The following is a 22,521-nucleotide window of genomic DNA, read 5'->3' as shown; positions in this document are numbered from 1 at the left end:
CGTTGCCGTCTTCGTCGGTGGTGAACGGGATCATGGTGAGTTCGACGTCCATGCCGAATTGCAGTTTCGTCGGGTCGTTTTCGGTGAGTCGGCCTTCGACGCGGATGACGGGGCCGGTGTCGTCGGTGAGTTCGACGAGGCCGACGCCGAAGGGCACGAAGTTCTTTCCGGTGGGGCCTTTGTAGGGGGCGCCGGGTGGGAAGCCCTGGGTGGTCCAGGCGATGACGGTGCCGCGCCGGGGAAGGTGCACCTGTTCGGTGTTGCCGCCGGAGCACTTGGGGCAGCGAGCCTGGGCCGGGAAGGCGGTGGCCGCGCAGTCGGTGCACCGGCTGCCGATCAGCTGGGGTTCGGCGTCGGGCCAGGTCGAGATCTCGGGCGCCAGAGCAATCTGTGTTGACACGTCGTTGACGATAACCGGAAATGTAATTCTCGTCTAGTGAGAACCGGCTCTCGTCTAGGCTGGCGCAATGGCTGGTGTGCTGCCCGGTGAGATCCGTCAGATCGGCTACGTCGTCACCGATCTTGACGACGCCATCGCGGACTGGACCGACATGGGTGTCGGACCCTGGTTCGTGCTCCGCGACGTACCGCAGAAGGTGACCTATCGTGGCGCGCCCTGCGAGGTGAACGTGTCGCTCGCGTTGTCCAACAGCGGCGACCTCCAGGTCGAGTTGATCCAGCAACTGGACGAGACGCCCAGCATCTTCACCGAATTTCTGACCGCCACCGGCGGAGGATTTCACCAACTTGCTTACTGGGCAGAAGACTTCGATGCGGCGATGGTCAAGCTCGGCGAGGCCGGTTGGCCCAGGGTGTGGTCGGGCGGGGAAGGCGAGGGTGTCCGGTTCGCGTACTTCGAGCCGCCGACGGGTGCCGCGATCGTCGAGATCATGGAACTGACCGAGGCCTCGGCCGGAATGGGCGCCTACGTCCGAGCGCAGGCCGCCGACTGGGACGGCAGCGACCCGGTTCGGGAGTTGGGCGGCAGACGTCGGCCCAGTGGCCAGCTGTGACACGGGTTCTTGGCGAAACTGTGTGACACGTGGCCACTCGGCACGCGCGCAGGGCCTACTTGCCCTTGTTCATCACCTTGTCCGCGGCGGCCCAGTGCTCGTCGGCGCACCAGAGCCGGGCGAAAGCCGAAACTGCCTCGGTGGTGGACACCCCGTTGATCACGCGCTTGACCTCGCCGGCCTGACGTCGGGCCAGCAGTTGGGCCGCCGACCGCCAGGCCTCGGCGAACTCGGCGCGGGGAACCACCTGGTCGACCAGGCCGACCTGCTCGGCCTCCCGCGCGTCCAGAATGCGGCCGGTCCCGGCCAGCAGTAGCGCCCGGCTGCGGCCGACCAGCGTGGCGAGCCGCTCGGCCCCGCCCCAGGCCGGCATGATCGCCAGCGCCACCTGGTTGAAGCCGATCTTGATGTCGTCGGCGGCGATCCGGATGTCTGCTGCCACCGCCACTTCGGCCCCACCGCCCAAGGCGTGGCCGTTGAGCGCCGCGATGACCGGCCCGTCGAACCCGGCGATGCGGTCGCAGATCGTGCGCATCCGCCAGGCCATCTCCGACGCCTCGAGTTCGGTGCGCAGGGCTGACAGTTCCTTGAGGTCGCCCCCGGAAACGAAGGCGCGGTCGCCGCCGCCGGTGATCACCAGGGCGCGAGCGCCGACGGCCCCGTCCAGCGCCTTGTTCAGCGCATCCATGGTGTCCAGCGAGATGGCGTTGCGCGCCTGCGGCCGGTCGATCGTGATGACCGCCAGTTCGCCGTCGATTTCGAGGTCGACCATCAAACGTTCTCCAGTTCCGGGATTGGCATTCTCGTCTGATGAGAATAACATCACCGTTGTGCGCGACATCCCCGTTGAGCTGACCAAACGGTACGTCGAAAACGGCTGGTGGCGGCCCGAAACCCTGGGTCAGATGCTGGCCGACGGTCTGGCTGCCAGCCCCGATGCCGGGTTCTGCGTGCACTCCGCGACCCGCCCCTACCAGGGCACATTCGGCGAGGTCGAGCACACCGCCCGCCGTCTGGCCGCTGGGCTGCGTGATCGCGGGGTCGGAGCCGGCGACGTGGTGGCCCTGCAACTGCCGAACTGGATGGAGGCTGCGGTCGCGTTCTGGGCCTCGGCATTCCTCGGCGCGGTCACGGTCCCGATCGTGCACTTCTACGGCCGCAAGGAACTCGGCCACATCATGGCCACGGCAAAGCCCAAGGTGTTCATCACCACCGAGCAGTTCGGCCGGATGAAGTTCGAGCCCGATCTGTGTGCCGATGTCCCGATCGTCGGGCTGGTCGGGCAGTCGTCGTTCACCGACCTGCTCGCCGACGAACCGATGAGTGGCACCCTGACCGCGGATCCGGCGGCGCCGGCCCTGATCGCATTCACCTCGGGAACCACCCGCGAGCCCAAAGGCGTCATCCACAGCCATCAGACGCTGGGCTTCGAAACCCGCCAGTTGCTGGAGAACTATCCGCCGGACCGCGGCCGCCAGCTCACCGCCACGCCCGTCGGGCATTTCATCGGCATGCTCGGCGCGTTCCTGATCCCGGTGCTCGAAGGCGCTCCGATCGATCTGTGCGACGTCTGGGATCCCGGCAAGGTGCTGGAGTTGATCGAGCGTGACGAACTGTCGATCGGCGGCGGACCGCCCTACTTCGTCACCAGCCTGATGGACCATCCGCAGTTCAACGAGCGCCATCTGGCCCGGTTCACCACTGTCGGCCTCGGCGGCTCGACGGTGCCCGCAGCCGTCACGCGGCGACTGGCCGATCTGGGTTTGTTCGTCTTCCGTTCCTACGGCAGCACCGAGCATCCGTCGATCACCGGGTCGGGGGCCGGGGCCCCGGAGGACAAGCGGTTGTACACCGACGGCAATGTTCGCCCCGGTGTGGAGATCCGGCTCGGACCGGACGGCGAGATCTTCAGCCGCGGGCCGGACCTGTGCCTGGGGTACACCGACGATGCCCTCACCGCAAAGCATTTCGACGCCGATGGGTGGTATCGCACCGGGGACATCGGAGTCCTCGACGACGACGGCTATCTGACGATCACCGACCGCACCACCGATCTCATCATCCGCGGCGGGGAGAACATCAGCGCGCTCGAGGTGGAGGAAGTGCTGCTGGCGCTGCCCGACGTGATCGAGGCGATCGTGGTGGCTGCCCCGGACGCGCGGCTGGGCGAGCGGGTGGCTGCGGTGCTTCGGGTGCGCGACGGCGGCACGATGCCGACGCTCGATCAGGTCCGGTCGCATTTCGAGGCCGGCGGGGTGGCCCGGCAGAAGTGGCCGGAAGAGCTACATCAGGCCGAAGATTTTCCCCGAACGGCCAGCGGCAAGGTGCAGAAGTTTGTCATCCGTCAGGAGATTGCTGCAATCGCCCGGTGAGCAGCCTCCGGGGCGAGTTGGGCATTGCGGCAGCTAGTAAGTGAGAATATGATTCTCTTGAATTGCAAAGGAGTTTTCCATGGGACAACTGTCGCACCGGGTCGACATTCCGTTTCCGCTGTTCGACGCGGACAACCACCTGTATGAGCCGCCGGAGGCGATGACCAAGTACCTCCCCAAGGAGTACAAGGACATCGTCCAGTACGTCGAGGTCAACGGCCGCACCAAGATCGCGATCGACGGCCACATCAGCAACTACATCCCGAACCCCACGTTCTCGCATGTGGCCAAGCCCGGTGCCTGGGAGGAGTACTTCAAGTTCGGCAACCCGGACGGCAAGAGCAAGCGTGAGCTGTTCGGTGAGCCGATGCGCTCCATCCCGGCCTTCTTCGAGCCGGCTCCGCGCCTGGAGCTGATGAACGAACTCGGCGTCGACCGCAGCCTCATGTTCCCGACGCTGGCCAGCCTCATCGAGGAGCGGCTGCGCGACAACCCGGTCGCCATCCACGTCATCATCCACTCGCTCAACCAGTGGCTCGACGAGGTCTGGGGCTTCAACTACCAGAACCGCATCTTCGTCACCCCGGTCATCACCCTGCCGATCGTCGAGAAGGCGATCGAGGAACTGGAGTGGGCCGTCAAGCGCGGTGCCCGCGCCATCCTGGTCCGCCCGGCGCCGGTGCCCGGCTTCCGTGGCCCGCGCTCGTTCGCGTTGCCCGAGTTCGACCCCTTCTGGGAGCGTTGCGTCGAGTACGACGTGTTCGTCGGCATGCACTCCTCCGACAGCGGTTACTCGCGCTACACCTCGGAATGGGACGGCACCGTGCAGGAGATGCTGCCGTTCCAGACCAACGCGATGGGCATCCTCAACGAGTGGCGCCCGATCCAGGACGCGGTGGCATCCTGGGTCATCCACGGAGCGCTGTTCCGGCATCCGAAGCTCAAGGTCGGCATCGTCGAGGCCGGCTCCAAGTGGATGTTCCCGTTGCTGGACTCCATGGCCGAGGTTTACAAGAAAGCCCCCGAGGCCTTCATGGGCAACCCGATCGAAGAGATCAAGAACCGCATCTACGTCAGCCCGTTCTACGAGGAAGGCATCGATGACCTGATCAACCTCATCGGTGTCGACCAGGTGCTGTACGGCTCCGACTGGCCGCACCCCGAGGGTCTGGCCGAGCCGACGCATTACGTCACCGCGCTTGAGCACCTCGCTGTCGAAGATCAGGCCAAGATCATGGGCGGCAACCTCGGTCGTCTCGTCACGACCTAAGGGGCCGACACATCAATCAGTGGCAGACCATCCCCGAGATGGTCTTGAGTGCAGCGGACCGGTTCGGCGATGCCGAGGCTGTCGTGGACGGTCCGCTGCGGCTGTCTTTCACCGAACTCGTCGAGCGCATCCGTAAAGCCTCGGGTGCGTTCGCCGAGTTCGGCGTCGCCAAGGGGGACCGGGTCGCAATCTGGGCGCCGAACTCGGCCGAATGGATCATCGCCGCATTCGGGATCATGGCCGCCGGCGGTGTGCTGGTCCCGGTCAACACCCGGTTCAAGACCGACGAGGCCGCCGATGTGGTCGCGCGCAGCGGAGCGAAGGCGGTGATGGTCCAGAAGGGTTTCCTCGGACAGGATTTCACCTTCGCCGGGACCGAGGTCGATGTCCCGGTCATCGACCTGAAGTCGGACTTCCTGGGCAGCGGTTCGCCGTTCACCCGGGACATGGCGCCCACGGACATCGCTGATGTCATCTTCACCTCGGGCACCACCGGCAGGCCCAAGGGCGCGATGATGAACCACCGCCAGACGCTGCGGGCCTACGAAGAATGGGCCACCCTGGCGGATCTGCGCGAGGGCGACCGCTACCTGATGATCAACCCGTACTTCCACACGTTCGGGTTGAAGGCCGGGTTGGTGGCGTGCTTCCTGCGCGGCGCGACGATGCTGCCGGTGGCCGTGTTCGATGTCGATGATGTCGTGGAACTCATCGAGCGCGAGCGCATCACGATGCTGCCGGGCCCGCCCACGCTGTACCACTCGCTGCTCGCTGTCCCAGACCGAACCCGGCTGGCGACGCTGCGGGCAGGGGTGACCGGCGCCGCGGACATCCCGGTGGAGCTGGTGCGTCGTATCCGGGACGAGCTGCCGTTCCAGACGCTGATGACCGGTTATGGCCTGACCGAGGCGGGCAACGTCACGCTGTCGCGGCCGGGCGACTCGGCCGAGGACGTGGCCACCACCGCCGGGCTGCCGTGTGAGGGCGTCGATGTTCGCATCGCCGGCGACACCGAGGTGCTGGTGCGCGGATACAACGTGATGCAGGGCTACCTGGACGATCCCGCCGCCACCGCCGAGGCGATCGACGCCGACGGCTGGCTGCACACCGGAGACCTCGGCGAGTTCACCGAGTCCGGGCGGCTGCGGATCGTCGGACGTAAGAAGGACATGTTCATCGTCGGCGGATTCAATGCCTATCCGGCCGAGATCGAGGGGTTCCTCCTTGAGCATCCGGCGGTTGCGCAGGTTGCTGTCATCGGTGTCGCCGACGAGCGGATGGGGCAGGTCGGCAAGGCGTTCGTGGTGCTCCGGGACGAGCCGGGTACGTCGGGGATCGCCGCCGAGGAATTGATCGCCTGGAGCCGCGAGCGAATGGCCGGCTACAAGGTGCCGCGGTATGTCGAGTTTCTCGACGAACTACCGCTCAACGCCACGGGCAAGGTCATGAAGAATGAGCTCGAGACGCGGGTAGCGGCGATCCACGCTAAGTGAGCGCACAGCACGTAAACATCATTTCCGCAGGTGAATAGACATTTAAGCGCCTGCTGTCGATGATGTACTCTCGGGTCACTACCGCAAACTGATAACGTAATTCTCGTTAAGCAGGCTGCTGAACGGACAGGAGGTCGGCATGCCGTCCCGCAAGCCTTCGTCGCCGGTAATCGATACTAGCGAAGATGATGCGTCGCCCGGCGACGCGCTCAAGTTGGCCGAACAGGCCGAAGCCGAGGCTGCCGAGGCCGAGGCAGTAGCAGCTGCCGCGCGCGCCCGGGCCAAAGCCATCCGGCTACGCAATGAGGCCGCCGCCGACAACGGTGCCGCCGACATCGTCGAGTTCCCAGAAGAGGTCGACGACGCCGCCGTTGCGGAGTCGGCCGGTCGTCCTGACGACGCCGAGCCGGCCGAGACCGGGGCCGCCGAGATCACCGACAGCACCGGGGTAGAGGCCGACGCCGAGAGCAAGCCGTCGAGCCGGGTACCGCGGGTGAGGGTTTCTCGCCTGTTCTGGAAAGTGCTGGCGACCTGCATCACGCTCATCGTCATCGTCGGCCTGCTCGTCCTCAGCGGGTTGATGATCTGGAATCATCGCCAGGCCCAGCATCGCGAGCAGTTGACCGCCGAATACACCGCGGCGGCCCGTCAGACGGTCGTGACCTTGATGTCGCTCGACTTCAACCACGCCCAGGACGCGGTCAAGAACATCCTCGACAACTCCACCGGCGAGTTCCGGGAGGATTTCGAGGCTCAGTCGAAAGACTTCGTCAAGCTCGCCCAGGACGCGAAAGTGGTGACCGAGGCCAACGTCACCGGCGCCGCCGTCGACAGCATGAGCGACGACAAGGCGGTGGTCCTGGTGGCGGTGAACACCAAGGTCACCAACACCACGGGGGCCAACAAGCAACCGCGACCGTGGCGGGTGGCCGTGAACTTGGTCCGCGAAGGTGACCAGATCAAGCTGTCGAAAGTCGAGTTCGTGCCGTGAGCCTGGATCAGGAAACCAACGAGACCGAAACCAAAGAGACCGAGAACGACGACACCGAGGCGGCAGTCGAGAAAGACGAGACCGACACGGTTGCCGAGGTCGAAGAAACCACCGACGCCGGCGAAGAGCAGGCCGAGGCCGACGCGTCCGGCGAAGCCCCGGCTGATCCCGAGCCGAAGCACGGGTGGCGGCACAAGCTGACCAAGCTGTGGTTTCCTCTGGCGTTGGCGGTGGCGCTGATCGCTTCGGCTGCGCTGGCCGGCTGGCTGTACTTCGCGCAGTACCGGGTGGACCAGCAGACGGGTCCGGCGGCGTCGGGAACGGTGCTCAAGGCCGCGAACGACGGCACGGTAGCCCTGCTGAGCTATGCACCGGACAGTCTCGACCGGGATTTCACCGCCGCCAAATCGCACTTGACCGGTGATTTCCTGTCGTACTACACCCAGTTCACCCAGGAAATCGTCGCGCCGGCGGCCAAACAGAAGTCGGTCAAGACCGCGGCATCGGTGGTGCGCTCGGCCATCTCGGAGATCCATCCTGATTCAGCGGTCGCACTGGTTTTCGTCAACCAGGCCACCACCAGTGCCGACAATCCGAACGGCAGTTTCTCGGCCAGCGCTGTCAAGGTCGGTCTGAGCAAGATCGACGGCAACTGGTTGATCTCGTCGTTCGACCCGGTGTAGGCGCCGTCGCCGGCGGGGCATCAGTCCTGCGCGTGCCGCTCGTAGGCCCATCGCTCAAGCCAGGTCTGCAGGTCGTGCACCGCCAGCGCGGTGGCCACCGCGCACGCCACGGCGAGAACGAGCAACAGCGCACTCATGGCAGGCACCTCACGTTGTCGTTTTGGCGGCCTCCGTGCGACGCGGGCCGGCGCGGTGCGCCGGGCACTGCGTAGTGCGTTACCTGCCTGGGTGCCGGAATTTCGGGAGCGTCCAGGACCGACCGTTTGATGGTCCGGTAGCGGTCGCGCTCGGCGGCACACCAGGTGTCCGTCCAGCCTTCGAGCAGATCGCGGCTCCGGATCAGCCGGTGTAGGACGGGATGGGTGCCCGCGGGTGCCGGTCGCGCGTCGATCGCCATCGCCTCGTGCAATGCGAGGGCTTCATGCCAGTCGACCTTCACATCGGGAGCGAGGCTGACGTACTGATGCCGGACCACGAGCAAGGAGTCGGCGCCCAACGGCCGCAATCGCCACAGGGCCGATCGCAGCGAGGACACCGCCTTGTGCGGCGGGGCCCCCGGCCACAGCAAGTCGCACACCCAGCTGCGATGTAGCTCCCGGTGCTTGACCGCGGCCAGCGCCACCAGCCGTCGACATGAGGGCGGCAACACCACCGGCTCCAGGTCGCGGTATACGGCGAACTCGCCGAGAACGTTCAGCGTGAATTGCTTGGACACACGCTCATCCTCGAGCCTGGCGGAGGTGCTGACATCAGTAGTGCACTACCTGTATTTGGCGTACGTTTCCGCCAGCGCGCCGTAGCCAATCCATGGTCCGGCGCCCCGATGCGGTGGAATTGCGGTGCAATCTGGCGAGAAAGGGACATACAAGGGTGAACGAGGACAGGCCGAGCCCGGTTCAAACCCACCGGCTGAGCCGGATGAGTGGACGCGACCCGCACGAAGAGCACCGGGCGGCGACCCCACTGGAATTGTTGTTCGATCTCACCTTCGTGATCGCCTTCGGCGTGGCGGCCGCACAACTTGCGCACCTGATGGCCGAGGGTCACGTGTCGGCCGGGTTGGCGGGGTTCGGTTTCTCCGCGTTCGCGATCTGGTGGGCGTGGATGAACTTCACCTGGTTCGCGTCCGCCTATGACACTGACGACTGGATCTATCGCTTGATGACGATGCTGCAGATGGTCGGCGTCATCATCCTGGCAATGGGCATAGCCCCGGTCTTCGCCTCGATCGAACATGGCGGCCACGTCGACAACGTGGTGATGGTGGCCGGCTATGTGGTGATGCGAGTTGCGTTGGTGGGGCAGTGGTTACGGGCCGCTGCGCAGGATCCGCCCCGCCGGTCGGCGTGCCTGACCTACGCGTGCGCGGTCGTCGTCGCGCAGATCGGGTGGGTGGTACAGATCTTCGTGCACACATCGCTGACGGTCTTCTTCGTCACTGCACTGGTGCTGATCATCGTGGAGATCAGCGGACCGATGCTGGCCGAGCGGGTGATGGGCGGTACCCCGTGGCACGCCCATCACGTGGCCGAGCGCTATGGACTGCTCGCGATCATCGCGCTGGGTGAGGGCGTGGTCGGCACGGTGGCATCCCTGACCGCTGCCGTGGGGGAGCACGGCTGGTCCACCGATGCCATCCTGCTGGTGGCCGCCGGAATCGGCCTGACATTCGGCATGTGGTGGGTGTACTTCCTGGTTCCGGCCGGAGCGCTGCTGCATGCCCAGCGCACACTGTCGTTCTGGTACGGGTATCTGCACCTGGCGGTGTTCGCGGCGATCGTGGCCACGGGGGCGGGGTTGCATGTGGCCGCCTATTACGTCGACGGCGAATCGAAGCTGGATTCCGTCGGCACCGTGCTGGCCGTGGCGGTCCCGGTGGGCGTGTACCTGGTGGCGATGTTCGTCATCTACTCGTTCCTGGTGAAGGAACTCGATCTCATGCATGCGCTGCTGCTGGTGCTGGCCGTCGCGGTTCTGGTGGTCGCGGTCGTGCTTGCCGCGCAGGGCACGTCGATGACGCTGTGCCTGTTGGTTGTCACCGCGGCACCGGTGGTGGTGGTCGCCGGGTTCGAGGCGGTCGGGCACCGGCACGCCGCCGAGATCGTCGGCCGGCGCTTGGACACTCACCGGCCGGGGTGAGTCTCGAAGGTCTCCAACAGCATTCGTTCCTGTTCGGCTGCCAGTAGGCGTCGGGTCTTGGTGCGGGTGATCAGGATTCCGATCGTGGCCAGGATCCACACCGCGTACTGCACCGACCAGGCCAGCCGGAACGACGTGAACGAGTAGCTGTCGGCGCCGGACAGCATCAGGCCCATGGCCTGCATCACCAGCAGTGCCGCCAGGAACCCACCCATGTTCACCATGCCCTGGGCCGTGCCGAGCGTGTGGCTCGGATTGAAGGTCCGGGCGAAGTCGAAGCCGACCATCGAACCGGGGCCGCCCACCGAGATGACGACGATCAGCACCACCAACAACCACATCGGTGCCGGGCCGGGCAACGCCAGCACCACGGTCCACACCAGCGCGTTGCTGGCGATGATCCACAGCACGAGCCGTGACCTGCGGTGGGGATGACGCCCGGTGAACACGCCGATGATGATCCCGGCCGAGATGGCGGCGCTCACCGAGATGGTGAGTAGGGCGCCCGCAGCGGTCTCCGAAAGTCCCTGCGCCACCGTCAGATACGGCACCCCCCACATCAGCGCGAACACCGTCACCGAGAACTGGGTGCCCATATGGGTGAAGAATCCGAGCCTGGTCCCGGGACGTAGCCAGACGGTCTTGATGCGAGACAGGGTGGTGTGCAGGGAGATCGGCTCGGATGTGAGGGCCGAACCGTGCGGGGTGTTGCGGATGAGTGCCAGCGCCAGCACGATCACCACGATGCCGAATGCCGCGACCGACAGGTATGCCGGTGTCCACCCAGAGCCGGTGAGTATCGCGAGGAATGGGACGGCGGACAGAACCTGACCGAGTTGCCCGCAGATGCCGGTCAACTGCGCCACCAATGGAACGCGCTCCGGCTCGAACCAGTGCGGCACCAGGCGAAGCACCGAGATGAAGGTCAGTGCATCGCCGAGGCCGACGATGGCCCGCGCAGCGATTGCCGCGGGCAGTGACTCGCTGAGTGCCAGCACGAGCTGGCCGGCGGTCATCAGCGCGGCCCCGCTGGCGATGAGCACCCGGGAACCGAAGCGGTCCAACAGTAGTCCGGCGGGAACCTGGGCTGCGGCGTAGACGATCACCTGCAGCACCACGAACGTGGACAGCACACCCGGGCTTGCGGCAAATCTGTCGGCGGCCTGTAGCCCCGAGACGCCGAGGGTGGTGCGGTCGAGGACGGCGATGATGTACGCGAGTAGCCCGGTGGCCCAAACGATCCAGGGACGCACGCGGGCACCTTTCGTCAAATGTGTTTGTCGGGGCAGGCGTACATGCTCTCGCACTCATGGGCGCGGAAGCGACCGGACTTCTTTGTCGCGGATGTGAATTTGGTCTCGGGTCGGGTTTCCGGTGACTGATCGAGTTGGCTGAAAATGCATACTCGCGTGCGACTTGCGCAAGAGAACTCGGCATATTCCCTGATGATCGCGCTGTCGACGACGTCTTGGAATCGTCAAACATAAGAGGAGTGAATTCGCTCAGCTATTAACCGGAGAGTAGGGTGTCGGCATGAATCGCTGTTCAAACCGACGCGGAGGACGTCGGCTTGGTTGAGTATCGTCTGGAAGACCTGGCGCGTATTTCCGGCGTCAGCACTCGCAATATCCGCGCATATCGTGAGCGCGGGTTGCTGGATTCGCCACGGCGCGTCGGGCGCGCGGCGTACTACGGCGACCGGCATCTGGCTCAGCTGACGGCGATCAGCCAGCTACTGGCCAAGGGGTTCAACTCGGCGCACATCGCCGAGTTTTTCGCGGGCTTGCGGAGCGGCAAGGACCTGGCCTGCGCGTTGGGAATCCAAGCTTCGGACTGGAGCCGGCCGACGGCGTGGACACTGACCGTGGATCCTGCCGACGATGATGTCCGCACGCTTGTGGAGTTGGGGTTGGTGCGCATCGTCGACGGCTCTGTGCAGATGCCCGACCCGGCGTTGGCCGCGCTCGTCACCGGCGCGCAGGACCAGCTGCGCTGTCTGCGCATCATCGCCCATGTCGCTCGGTCGACAGATGCTGCCGTTGATCGGGTAGCCGAGGCCGCGGTCACCGCGCTCACCGAAACCCGGGGCGTGCCGTCCGACGCGGACCTGTCTGAGCTGGCCCGAGCGGTGGTCTCGGTCGAGGTTGAACGCGCCCTGCGCAAGAGCCTGGCCGCCGCCGACTAGGGTGACGGCGGTCGCCGTGATTCGGCCTGCGGAACTGAAATAGTTACCGGCGAGTAAGATATTTCAGCAAACTTCTTGTTCGGACGCTCAGGATTCGCTGGACAACATCGGCTCGATTGTCTGCTGGATCTCCGCCACTTCGAGGGCTCGGATGTGGCGGAAAATTTAGATAACGATTCGATAACAATGCTGCCTTGATCTGCGCAGTTGTGGCTACTCGACCGTAACCACCTGCCAACAGGACGTTTGTCCCGAATAGCTTTGGCCGCCAGTCCGTGCCGCGTTACGTTACCGGCGGTTACCCATGCGTAGAACTCGCCAGTAACCAATCTGGGCGGAAAACGCCCACTGGTTCTTATGACACTCTTAGTACGGCGGGAATGCCAGTGACACCGTCCGGAGCGCTCTTCGGACGCCAGCGTTCCAGCCTGATTCGACGCTGAATCGCCGTTGGCCTGTCGCCGGGCAGCCACACGCCCCAGACCACGCAGACACCGAACACCGCACGCGACAGCCGCACGCGACACCTTTCATCGCAGAACCACAGCAGCACCGAGGAGATAGCGCCAGTGACGATCTATGAACACGACCGGGTGTCCGCCGGTCGCAACGACGACTCAGGATCCGCTGGTCGGCAGGCTGACTCCACCCATGCTCTCGTCGACCGGCTGAGCGCCGGCGAGCCCTATGCCGTGGCCTTCGGCGGCCAGGGCAGCGCCTGGCTGGAGACCCTTGAGGAGTTGGTGTCCTCGGCCGGTATCGAGGCCGAACTGGCGACTCTGGCCGGCGAGGCCGAGCTGCTGCTGGAGCCGGTGGCCTCCGAGCTCGTCGTGGTGCGGCCCATCGGGTTCGAGCCGCTGCAGTGGGTTCGCGCGCTGGCCGCGGAGGAGCCGGTGCCCTCCGACAAGCAGTTGACCTCGGCCGCCGTGTCGGTGCCGGGCGTGCTGCTGACCCAGATCGCGGCCGTGCGCGCGCTGGCCCGCCAGGGCATGGACCTGGCCGCCACCCCGCCGGTGGCCGTCGCCGGGCATTCCCAGGGCGTGCTGGCCGTCGAGGCGCTGGCCGCCAAGGGCGCCAAGGATGTGCAGCTGCTGGCGCTGGCGCAGCTGATCGGTGCCGCGGGCACCCTGGTGGCCCGTCGTCGCGGCATCACCGTGCTGGGTGACCGGCCGCCGATGGTCTCGGTCACCAACGCCGAGCCCGAGCGCATCTACGAGCTGCTCGAAGAATTCAGCCAGGACGTGCGCACGGTGCTGCCCCCGGTGCTGTCGATCCGCAACGGCCGGCGCTCCGTTGTGATCACGGGCACCCCCGAGCAGCTGTCCCGGTTCGAGCTCTACTGCAACCAGATCGCTGAAAAGGAAGAGGCTGAGCGCAAGAGCAAAGTCCGCGGCGGCGCGGTCTTCGCCCCGGTCTTCGACCCGGTGCAGGTCGAGGTCGGGTTCCACACCCCGCGTCTGGCCGACGGTGTCGAGATCGTCGCGCGGTGGGCCGAGGCCGTCGGAATCGACGTCGAGCTGGCCCGCGCGATGACCGAGGCGATCCTGGTCAGTCAGGTGGACTGGGTCGACGAGATCACCGAGATCAGCGAGGCCGGCGCCCGCTGGATCCTCGACCTCGGTCCCGGCGACATCCTGACCCGCCTGACCGCCCCGGTGGTGCGTGGGCTCGGCATCGGGATCGTGCCTGCCGCCACCCGTGGCGGCCAGCGCAATCTGTTCACCATCGGTGCGGTGCCCGAGGTGGCTCGCCCGTGGTCCAGCTACGCCCCGACCGTGGTCAGCCTGCCCGACGGATCGGTCAAGCTCTCCACCAAGTTCACCCGGCTCACCGGACGCTCGCCGATCCTGCTCGCGGGTATGACGCCCACCACAGTGGACGCCAAGATCGTCGCGGCCGCAGCAAACGCCGGCCACTGGGCCGAACTCGCCGGCGGCGGGCAGGTCACCGAGCCGATTTTCAATGACCGCATCGCCGAGCTGGGCGAGCTGCTGGAGCCCGGCCGGGCCATCCAGTTCAACACCCTGTTCCTCGATCCGTATCTGTGGAAGCTGCAGGTCGGCGGCAAGCGGCTGGTACAGCGTGCCCGCCAGTCCGGTGCGCCGATCGACGGCGTCGTCGTCAGTGCCGGCATCCCGGACCTGGAAGAGGCCGTCGAGCTGATCGGCGAACTCAATGATCTGGGCATCAGCCATGTGGTGTTCAAGCCGGGCACCGTCGAGCAGATCCGCTCGGTCATCCGCATCGCGGCCGAGGCGCCCACCAAGCCGGTGATCGTGCACATCGAGGGTGGACGCGCCGGCGGCCACCACTCGTGGGAAGACCTCGACGACCTGCTGCTGGCCACCTACTCCGAGCTGCGCAGCCGGTCAAACATCACCATCTGCGTCGGTGGCGGCATCGGCACCCCGGAGCGGTCCGCCGAGTACCTGTCCGGCCGCTGGTCGGCTGCCCACGGCTACCCGCTGATGCCGATCGACGGCATCCTGGTCGGCACTGCCGCCATGGCCACCCTCGAGGCCACCACCTCACCTGCGGTCAAACAGCTGCTCGTCGACACCAAGGGCACCGAAGCCTGGGTGGGCGCGGGCAAGGCCGCCAATGGGATGGCCTCGGGCCGCAGCCAGCTCGGCGCCGACATCCACGAAATCGACAACACTGCCTCGCGTTGCGGTCGTCTGCTCGACGAGGTGGCCGGTGACGCCGACGCGGTGGCCGCCCGCCGCGACGAGATCATCGCCGCGATGGCCAACACCGCCAAGCCCTACTTCGGCGATGTCGCCGAGATGACCTACCTGCAGTGGCTGCGCCGCTACGTCGAATTGGCGATCGGCGACGGCAACAGCACCGCCGACACCAAGCGCGACGATTCCCCATGGCTGGACGTCACCTGGCGTGACCGCTTCGAGCAGATGCTCAAGCGTGCCGAAGCACGTTTGCACGCACAGGATTTCGGCCCGATCGAGACCCTCTTCGGCGACGAGCAGCTGCTCGAGGACCCGAAGGCCGCGCTGGCCGCGCTGGTCTCGGCCTACCCGGACGCCGCATCCGTTCAGCTGCACCCGGCCGACGTACCGTTCTTCGTCGAGCTGTGCAAGACGCTTGGTAAGCCGGTCAACTTCGTCCCGGTGATCGACAAGGACGTGCGCCGGTGGTGGCGTAGCGATTCCCTTTGGCAGGCCCACGATGCGCGCTACGACGCCGATCAGGTGTGCGTCATCCCCGGCACCGCCGCGGTCGCCGGCATCACCCGGGTCGACGAACCCGTCGGTGAACTGCTGGACCGCTTCGAGAAGGCCGCCGTCGACGAGGTGCTGGCCGCCGGCGCCCAGCCGCAGCCTGTTCTGTCGCGCCGTCGGGGCCGCGGAGATGTGACCGGCCCGCTGGCCGTGCTGCTCGACGCCCCCGACGTGTTGTGGGCCGGGCGCACCTCGGTCAACCCGGTGCACCGGATCGCCCCCGCGGCTGAGTGGCAGGTGCGTGAAGGGTCTGAGAACCGTTCCGCCACACATCCTTCCACCGGAGCCCGGCTCGAGGTCGTCGACGATCGGCATGTGGTGCTCTCGGTGCCGCTGTCAGGAACCTGGATCGACATCCGCTTCACCCTGACCGGCGCCGTCCGTAGCGGTGGCGCACCGGTCGTCGAGGTCGAGGACGCGGCGACCGCGATGCGGTCGGTGCTTGCCATCGCGGCCGGTGTCGATGGTCCTGACGCGTTGCCGCCCGTCGTCGATGGCACCGCCACGGTCACCGTCGGCTGGAACCCCGAGCAGGTGGCCGACCACACCGGTGTCACCGCCACCTTCGGTGCCCCGCTGGCGCCGACGCTCACCGTCGTCCCCGACGCGCTGGTCGGCCGCTGCTGGCCCGCGGTGTTCGCCGCGATCGGCTCCGCCGCCACCGACTCCGGCTTCCCGGTCGTCGAGGGTCTGCTGAGCCTGGTGCACCTGGACCACGCCGCGCACCTGCTGGCGGCCTTGCCGACCGAGCCCGCCGAATTGACCGTCACCGCAACGGCTTCGGCTGCCCACGACACCGAGGTGGGCCGGGTCGTCCCGGTTTCGGTGACCGTGCGCGCCTCGGACGGCACCGAGCTGGCCAAGCTGGAGGAGCGGTTCGCGATCCGCGGCCGCACCGGCGAGGCCGAGCTGACGGACCCGGTTCGGGCCGGCGGCGCGATCTCGGACAACGCCACCGACACCCCGCGTCGTCGCCGTCGCGACGTCACGGTGGGCGCGCCCGTGGACATGCGGCCGTTCGCCGTGGTCTCCGGTGACCACAACCCGATCCACACCGACCGGGCAGCCGCACTGCTGGCCGGCCTGGAATCGCCCATTGTGCACGGCATGTGGCTGTCGGCCGCCGCGCAGCACGTCGTCACCGCCACCGACGGCAAGCCCATCCCGCCGGCCAAGCTTGTCGGCTGGACCGCCCGATTCCTCGGCATGGTCAAGCCGGGAGACGAGGTCGACTTCCGCGTCGACCGGGTCGGAATCGACGTCGGCGCAGAGGTTGTCGAGGTTCAGGCCCGCATCGGCTCCGAGCTGGTGATGGCTGCGACCGCGCGGCTGGCCGCACCCAAGACCGTCTACGCATTCCCCGGCCAGGGCATCCAGTCCAAGGGCATGGGCATGGAGGTCCGGGCCCGGTCCAAGGCCGCCCGCAAGATCTGGGACAAGGCCGACAAGTTCACCCGCGAGACGCTGGGCTTCTCGGTGCTGCACGTGGTCCGCGACAACCCGACCTCGCTCATCGCCTCCGGTGTGCACTACGAGCACCCCGAGGGCGTGCTGTACCTGACGCAGTTCACCCAGGTCGCGATGGCCACCACGGCCGCCGCCCAGGTCGCCGAGATGCGTGAGCAGGGCGCGTTCGTCGAAGGCGCGATCGCCTGCGGTCACTCAGTCGGTGAATACACCGCGCTGGCATGCGTTTCCGGCGTGATCGAGCTCGAAGGTCTGCTGGAGGCGGTGTTCCACCGCGGCTCCAAGATGCACGACATCGTGCCGCGCGACGAGCGGGGTCGGTCCAACTACCGGCTGGCCGCGATCCGGCCGTCGCAGATCGACCTCGCCGACGAGGACGTGGAGAGCTTTGTCGCGGAAATCGCGGCGAATACCGGCGAGTTCTTACAGATCGTCAACTTCAACCTGCGCGGTTCGCAGTACGCGATCGCCGGAACCGTGCGCGGGCTGGAGGCGCTGGAGGAAGAGGTCGAGCGTCGTCGCGAGATCAGCGGCGGCAAGCGGTCGTTCATCCTGGTGCCGGGCATCGACGTGCCGTTCCACTCGAGCGTGCTGCGGGTGGGCGTGGATGACTTCCGGCGCAGCCTGGAACGCGTCCTGCCGCGCGACCGCGACCCGGAGCTGGTGGTCGGCCGCTACATCCCGAACCTGGTGCCCCGGCCGTTCACCCTGGACCGCGACTTCATCCAGGAGATCCGCGACCTGGTGCCGGCCGAGCCGCTCGACGAGATCCTCGCCGACTACGACACCTGGCGTAACGAGCGGCCGATCGAACTGTGCCGCAAGATCGTCATCGAGCTGTTGGCCTGGCAGTTCGCCAGCCCGGTGCGCTGGATCGAGACCCAGGACCTGCTGTTCATCGAGGAGGCCGCGGGTGGACTCGGGGTGGAGCGGTTCGTCGAGATCGGCGTGAAGAACGCGCCGACGGTCGCCGGACTGGCCACCAACACGCTCAAGCTGCCCGAATACGCCCACAGCACCGTCGAGGTGCTCAACGCCGAGCGCGATGCCGCGGTGCTGTTCGCCAGCGACACCGATCCGGAGCCGGAACCTGAGGTGGAAGAAGCCGCGCCCGCAGCTGAATCCGCTGCAGCCGCTCCTGCCGAGGCGGCCCCGGCCCCCGCGGCCGCTCCGGCCGCCCCGTCCGGTGGCCCCCGGCCAGACGACATCACGTTCGACGCGGCCGACGCCACAGTCGGTCTCATCGCACTGAGCGCCAAGATGCGCATCGACCAGATCGAGGCGCTGGACTCCATCGAGTCGATCACCGACGGTGCGTCCTCGCGACGCAACCAGCTGCTGGTCGACCTGGGCTCCGAGCTGAACCTGGGTGCCATCGACGGCGCCGCCGAGGCAGATCTGGGCGCGCTCAAGGGGCAGGTCAGCAAGCTGGCGCGCACCTACAAGCCGTTCGGTCCGGTGCTGTCGGACGCCATCAACGATCAGCTGCGCACGGTGTTCGGGCCGTCGGGCAAGCGCCCGGGCTACATCGCCGAGCGGGTCACCAAGACCTGGGAGCTGGGTCCGGGCTGGGCCAAGCACGTCACCGTCGAGGTGGCGCTCGGCACCCGTGAGGGCAGCAGCGTTCGCGGTGGCGACCTGGGTGGTCTGCACCCGGGTGCGCTGGCGAGTGCCGCCGACGTCGACAAGGTGATCGACGCCGCAGTCGCCGCGGTGGGTGCCCGTCGCGGCGTGCCGGTGAGCCTGCCCTCGGCCGGCGGCGCCGCCGGCGGCGTGGTGGATTCGGCCGCCCTAAACGAGTTCGCCGAGACGGTCACCGGCCCCGACGGTGTGCTGGCCAACGCGGCCCGCACGATCCTGGGCCAGCTCGGTCTGGATGCCCCGGTCAGCGCGCCCGACACGGCGACCGATGCCGAGCTGATCGACCTGGTCACCACCGAACTCGGTTCGGACTGGCCGCGATTGGTCGCTCCGGCGTTCGACGGCAAGAAGGCCGTCGTGTTCGACGATCGCTGGGCCAGCGCCCGTGAGGACCTGGTCAAGCTGTGGCTCGCCGACGAGGGCGAGATCGACACCGAATGGCCGCGCCTGTCGGAGCGGTTTGAGGGTGCCGGGCATGTCGTTGCCACGCAGGCGAATTGGTGGCAGGGCAAGGCGCTCGCCGCGGGCCGTACCGTCCACGCCTCGCTGTTTGGTCGCATCGCGGCCGGTGCCGAGAATCCCGGAACCGGTCGGTATTCCGACGAGGTCGCGGTGGTGACCGGTGCTTCGAAGGGCTCGATCGCCTCGTCGGTGGTCGGGCAGCTGCTCGACGGCGGGGCCACGGTCATCGCCACCACCTCGCGTCTGGACGACGACCGGTTGGCGTTCTACAAGGAGCTCTACCGCGAGAACGCCCGATTCGCCGCCACGCTGTGGGTGGTCCCGGCCAACATGGCGTCCTACTCCGACATCGACAAGCTGGTCGAGTGGGTCGGTAGCGAGCAGATCGAAAGCCTTGGGCCGCAATCGATCCACCTCAAGGATGCGCAAACCCCGACGCTGCTGTTCCCGTTCGCCGCACCGCGCGTGGCCGGGGATCTGTCAGAGGCGGGTTCACGCTCCGAGATGGAGATGAAGGTCCTGCTGTGGGCCGTGCAGCGGCTCATCGGCGGGCTGTCGACGATCGGTGCCGAGCGGGACATCGCCTCGCGCCTGCACGTGGTGCTGCCGGGCTCGCCCAACCGCGGCATGTTCGGCGGCGACGGCGCCTACGGCGAAGCCAAGTCCGCGCTCGACGCACTGGTGAGCCGCTGGAGTGCCGAATCATCGTGGGCCGAGCGGGTCAGCCTGGCGCACGCGCTGATCGGCTGGACCAAGGGCACCGGGCTGATGGGGCACAACGACGCGATCGTCAGCGCGGTCGAAGAGGCCGGCGTCACCACCTACAGCACCGACCAGATGGCAGCGATGCTGCTGAACCTGTGCACGGTGGAGTCCAAGGTGGCCGCGGCCAACGCACCCATCAAGGCCGACCTGACCGGCGGTCTGGGCGACATCAAGATCGACATGGCTGAGCTGGCCGCCAAGGCCCGTGAGGACATGACAAGCGCCGCAGCCGAATCCGAGGACGATGAGGACGAGGGTGCTATTTCGGCACTGCCGTCCCCGCCGCGCGGGTACAACCCGGCGCCCGCCCCGGAGTGGGCCGATCTCGATGTCGACCCGGCCGATCTGGTCGTCATCGTCGGTGGCGCCGAGCTCGGGCCGTACGGCTCGTCGCGCACGCGCTTCGAGATGGAGGTCTCCGGCGAGCTGTCGGCGGCCGGTGTGCTGGAGCTGGCCTGGACCACCGGTCTGGTCAAGTGGGAAGACGATCCCAAGGCCGGCTGGTACGACACCCAAACCGGTGAGCTGGTTCCCGAATCGGAGATCGTGGAGCGCTACCACGATGCCGTCGTAGAAAGATGTGGAATTCGCCAGTTTGTTGATGACGGTGCGATCGATCCCGATCACGCCTCGCCGCTGCTGGTCAGTGTGTTCCTCGACAAGGACTTCAGCTTCGTGGTGTCCAGCGAGGCCGACGCCCGGGCATTCGTGTCCTACGACCCCGAGCACACTGTGGCCCGGCCGGTGCCCGATTCCAGCGACTGGCAGGTGATCCGCAAGGCGGGCACCGAGATTCGGGTCCCGCGCAAGACCAAGCTGTCGCGCACGGTGGGCGCCCAGATCCCGACCGGGTTCGACCCGACGGTGTGGGGCATCACCCCGGACATGGCCAATTCCATTGACCGGGTGGCGCTGTGGAACATCGTGGCCACGGTCGACGCGTTCCTGTCCTCGGGCTTCACTCCGACCGAGCTGATGCGCTGGGTGCACCCGAGCCTGGTGGCCTCCACCCAGGGCACCGGTATGGGCGGCATGACCTCGATGCAGACCATGTACCACGGCAACCTGCTGGGCCGGGCCAAGCCGAACGACATCCTGCAGGAGGTGCTGCCGAACGTTGTTGCGGCACACGTCATGCAGAGTTACGTCGGTGGGTACGGCGCGATGGTCCACCCGGTCGGCGCCTGCGCCACCGCGGCGGTCTCGGTCGAGGAGGGTGTGGACAAGATCCGCCTCGGCAAGGCCGACCTGGTGATCGCCGGCGGTTTCGACGACCTGACCCTGGAAGCGATCATCGGCTTCGGTGACATGGCGGCCACCGCCGACACCGAGATGATGCGCGCCAAGGGCATCAGCGACTCGAAGTTCTCCCGCGCCAACGACCGTCGTCGTCTCGGCTTCCTGGAAGCCCAGGGCGGTGGCACGATCCTGCTGGCTCGCGGTGACCTCGCCGCCAAGATGGGTCTGCCGGTGCTGGCGGTCGTCGGCTACGCGCAGAGCTTCGCCGACGGTGTGCACACCTCGATCCCGGCTCCGGGCCTCGGTGCCCTGGGCGCCGGACGCGGCGGCAAGGATTCGCAGCTGGCCCGCTCGCTGGCCAAGCTGGGTGTCGGCGCCGACGACATCGCCGTGATCTCCAAGCACGACACTTCGACGCTGGCAAACGATCCCAACGAGACCGAGCTGCACGAGCGGCTGGCCGACTCGATGGGGCGCTCGGCAGGTGCCCCGCTGTTCATCGTCAGCCAGAAGACGCTGACCGGGCACGCCAAGGGCGGGGCGGCAGTGTTCCAGATGATGGGTCTGTGCCAGATCCTGCGCGACGGCGTCATCCCGCCGAACCGCAGCCTGGACTGCGTCGACGACGAGCTGGCCACCTCCGGCCACTTCGTCTGGGTGCGCGACGCCCTCGACCTGCGTGGGAAATTCCCGCTCAAGGCCGGTCTGGTCACCAGCCTCGGGTTCGGTCACGTCTCGGGTCTGGTCGCCCTGGTGCACCCGGAGGCGTTCATCGCGGCGCTGGATCCGTCCGAGCGCGACGACTACCGCAAGCGCGCCGAGCAGCGCACGCTGGCCGGTCAACGTCGCTTGGCCGGGGCGATCGCCGGTGGGCGTCCGATGTACGAGAAGCCTGCCGACCGCCGCTTCGACCACGATGTGCCCGAGAAGCGCCAGGAAGCCGCAATGTTGCTGAACACGGATGCCCGCCTCGGCGACGACGATCTCTATGTGCGGTGAGTGCGTGCCGACACAGGTGAGCTAGGTTCGCTTCCATGGCGATTATGGGCATAGGCATCGACGTGGTTTCCATACCTGATTTCGCCGAGCAGGTGGATCGGCCGGGGACCGTGTTCGCCGAGACGTTCACGCCGGGTGAGCGCCGGGACGCCGCGGACAAGAGTTCGTCGGCGGCCCGGCACCTGGCGGCCCGGTGGGCGGCCAAGGAAGCTGTGATCAAGGCCTGGTCGAGTTCACGGTTCTCCAAGCGGCCGGCCCTGCCGGAGGGGATCCACCGCGATATCGAGGTGGTCACCGACATGTGGGGCCGGCCCAAGGTGCGGTTGTCCGGCGAGATCGCCAAGCACCTTGAGACCGTGACGATTCACGTCTCGCTTACTCACGAGGCCGATACCGCCGCCGCGGTGGCGATCATCGAGGAGCTCTAACCCTTCTGCGCGAGCAATAGCTCCTATGTCAAGCCGCCACTGATTGTGGCGGCTTGACCGGGTTTTGGTGGTCGTTGCGGGGCGCGTCTTGGTGTAGTGCTTGGTAGACCCGGCGGGCGATGCGGCGTTTGACGC

The 22,521-nt window shown here is 67.0% G+C and carries 14 protein-coding genes; 10 read left to right on the top strand and 4 right to left on the bottom strand.

Translation table 11 applies throughout. The features are described from left to right. Positions 1–412: Zn-ribbon domain-containing OB-fold protein (locus tag E0T84_RS30535; RefSeq protein WP_171055235.1), on the bottom strand; the 412-nt coding region annotated here is incomplete at its 3' end. Between the two features lie 55 nt (positions 413–467). Here E0T84_RS30535 and E0T84_RS30530 point away from each other — a divergent pair. Beyond that, positions 468–1,013 (top strand): VOC family protein, encoded by a 546-nt coding sequence (locus tag E0T84_RS30530; protein ID WP_070947145.1) that lies wholly within the window; start codon positions 468–470, stop codon positions 1,011–1,013. 55 nt (positions 1,014–1,068) lie between these two features. Here E0T84_RS30530 and E0T84_RS30525 read toward each other — a convergent pair whose 3' ends face one another. Further along, positions 1,069–1,785, bottom strand: coding sequence for an enoyl-CoA hydratase/isomerase family protein (locus tag E0T84_RS30525; protein WP_070947155.1), 717 nt, complete (start codon positions 1,783–1,785; stop codon positions 1,069–1,071). 58 nt (positions 1,786–1,843) lie between these two features. Here E0T84_RS30525 and E0T84_RS30520 point away from each other — a divergent pair, with 58 nt between their 5' ends. The 5 genes from E0T84_RS30520 to E0T84_RS30500 all read left to right on the top strand — a co-directional run bounded on the left by E0T84_RS30520 (position 1,844) and on the right by E0T84_RS30500 (position 7,822). Further along, positions 1,844–3,385, top strand: coding sequence for an AMP-binding protein (locus tag E0T84_RS30520; protein ID WP_070947146.1), 1,542 nt, complete (start codon positions 1,844–1,846; stop codon positions 3,383–3,385). A 79-nt stretch (positions 3,386–3,464) separates the two neighbouring features. Further along, positions 3,465–4,655 (top strand): amidohydrolase family protein, encoded by a 1,191-nt coding sequence (locus E0T84_RS30515; protein ID WP_138746330.1) that lies wholly within the window; start codon positions 3,465–3,467, stop codon positions 4,653–4,655. Positions 4,656–4,666: 11 nt separating this feature from the next. Continuing rightward, complete coding sequence (locus E0T84_RS30510) at positions 4,667–6,148, top strand: FadD3 family acyl-CoA ligase (protein ID WP_075910158.1); 1,482 nt, start codon at positions 4,667–4,669, stop codon at positions 6,146–6,148. Positions 6,149–6,287: 139 nt separating this feature from the next. Then, a complete protein-coding gene (locus E0T84_RS30505; protein WP_070947148.1) occupies positions 6,288–7,139 on the top strand; it encodes a hypothetical protein in 852 nt (283 codons plus the stop codon). Next, on the top strand, positions 7,136–7,822 hold the full coding sequence (locus E0T84_RS30500; protein WP_249383788.1) for a twin-arginine translocation pathway signal: 687 nt from the start codon (positions 7,136–7,138) through the stop codon (positions 7,820–7,822). The genes E0T84_RS30505 and E0T84_RS30500 overlap by 4 nt, the downstream gene beginning before the upstream one ends. 133 nt (positions 7,823–7,955) lie before the next feature. On the opposite strand, the gene E0T84_RS30495 is transcribed toward E0T84_RS30500, so the two are convergent. Then, positions 7,956–8,537: a transcriptional regulator gene (locus tag E0T84_RS30495; protein ID WP_070186045.1), complete on the bottom strand. Its 582-nt coding sequence runs from the start codon at positions 8,535–8,537 to the stop codon at positions 7,956–7,958. Between the two features lie 203 nt (positions 8,538–8,740). Between E0T84_RS30495 and E0T84_RS30490 the strand changes: the two genes are divergently transcribed. Beyond that, positions 8,741–9,961, top strand: a complete 1,221-nt coding sequence (locus tag E0T84_RS30490; RefSeq protein ID WP_083284088.1) for a low temperature requirement protein A — start codon at positions 8,741–8,743, stop codon at positions 9,959–9,961. Here E0T84_RS30490 and E0T84_RS30485 read toward each other — a convergent pair. Next, entirely contained in the window at positions 9,946–11,214 is a 1,269-nt protein-coding gene (locus E0T84_RS30485) for a nitrate/nitrite transporter (protein ID WP_138746329.1), read from the bottom strand. The two genes, E0T84_RS30490 and E0T84_RS30485, sit on opposite strands and share 16 nt — an antisense overlap. Before the next feature lie 317 nt (positions 11,215–11,531). Between E0T84_RS30485 and E0T84_RS30480 the strand changes: the two genes are divergently transcribed. The 3 genes from E0T84_RS30480 to E0T84_RS30465 all read left to right on the top strand — a co-directional run bounded on the left by E0T84_RS30480 (position 11,532) and on the right by E0T84_RS30465 (position 22,386). Then, positions 11,532–12,146, top strand: coding sequence for a MerR family transcriptional regulator (locus E0T84_RS30480; RefSeq protein WP_249383787.1), 615 nt, complete (start codon positions 11,532–11,534; stop codon positions 12,144–12,146). Between the two features lie 569 nt (positions 12,147–12,715). Then, positions 12,716–21,958, top strand: a complete 9,243-nt coding sequence (locus E0T84_RS30470) for a type I polyketide synthase (protein WP_138746328.1) — start codon at positions 12,716–12,718, stop codon at positions 21,956–21,958. A 35-nt stretch (positions 21,959–21,993) separates the two neighbouring features. Next, positions 21,994–22,386 (top strand): holo-ACP synthase, encoded by a 393-nt coding sequence (locus E0T84_RS30465; protein ID WP_003880044.1) that lies wholly within the window; start codon positions 21,994–21,996, stop codon positions 22,384–22,386. Positions 22,387–22,521 lie beyond the last annotated feature (135 nt).

This window comes from Mycobacterium sp. DBP42, assembly GCF_005924235.1.
In the GTDB taxonomy this organism is placed as follows: domain Bacteria; phylum Actinomycetota; class Actinomycetes; order Mycobacteriales; family Mycobacteriaceae; genus Mycobacterium; species Mycobacterium syngnathidarum.
The sequence above is the reverse complement of the archived record's forward strand: the minus strand, read 5'-3'. Positions and strand labels throughout refer to the sequence as shown.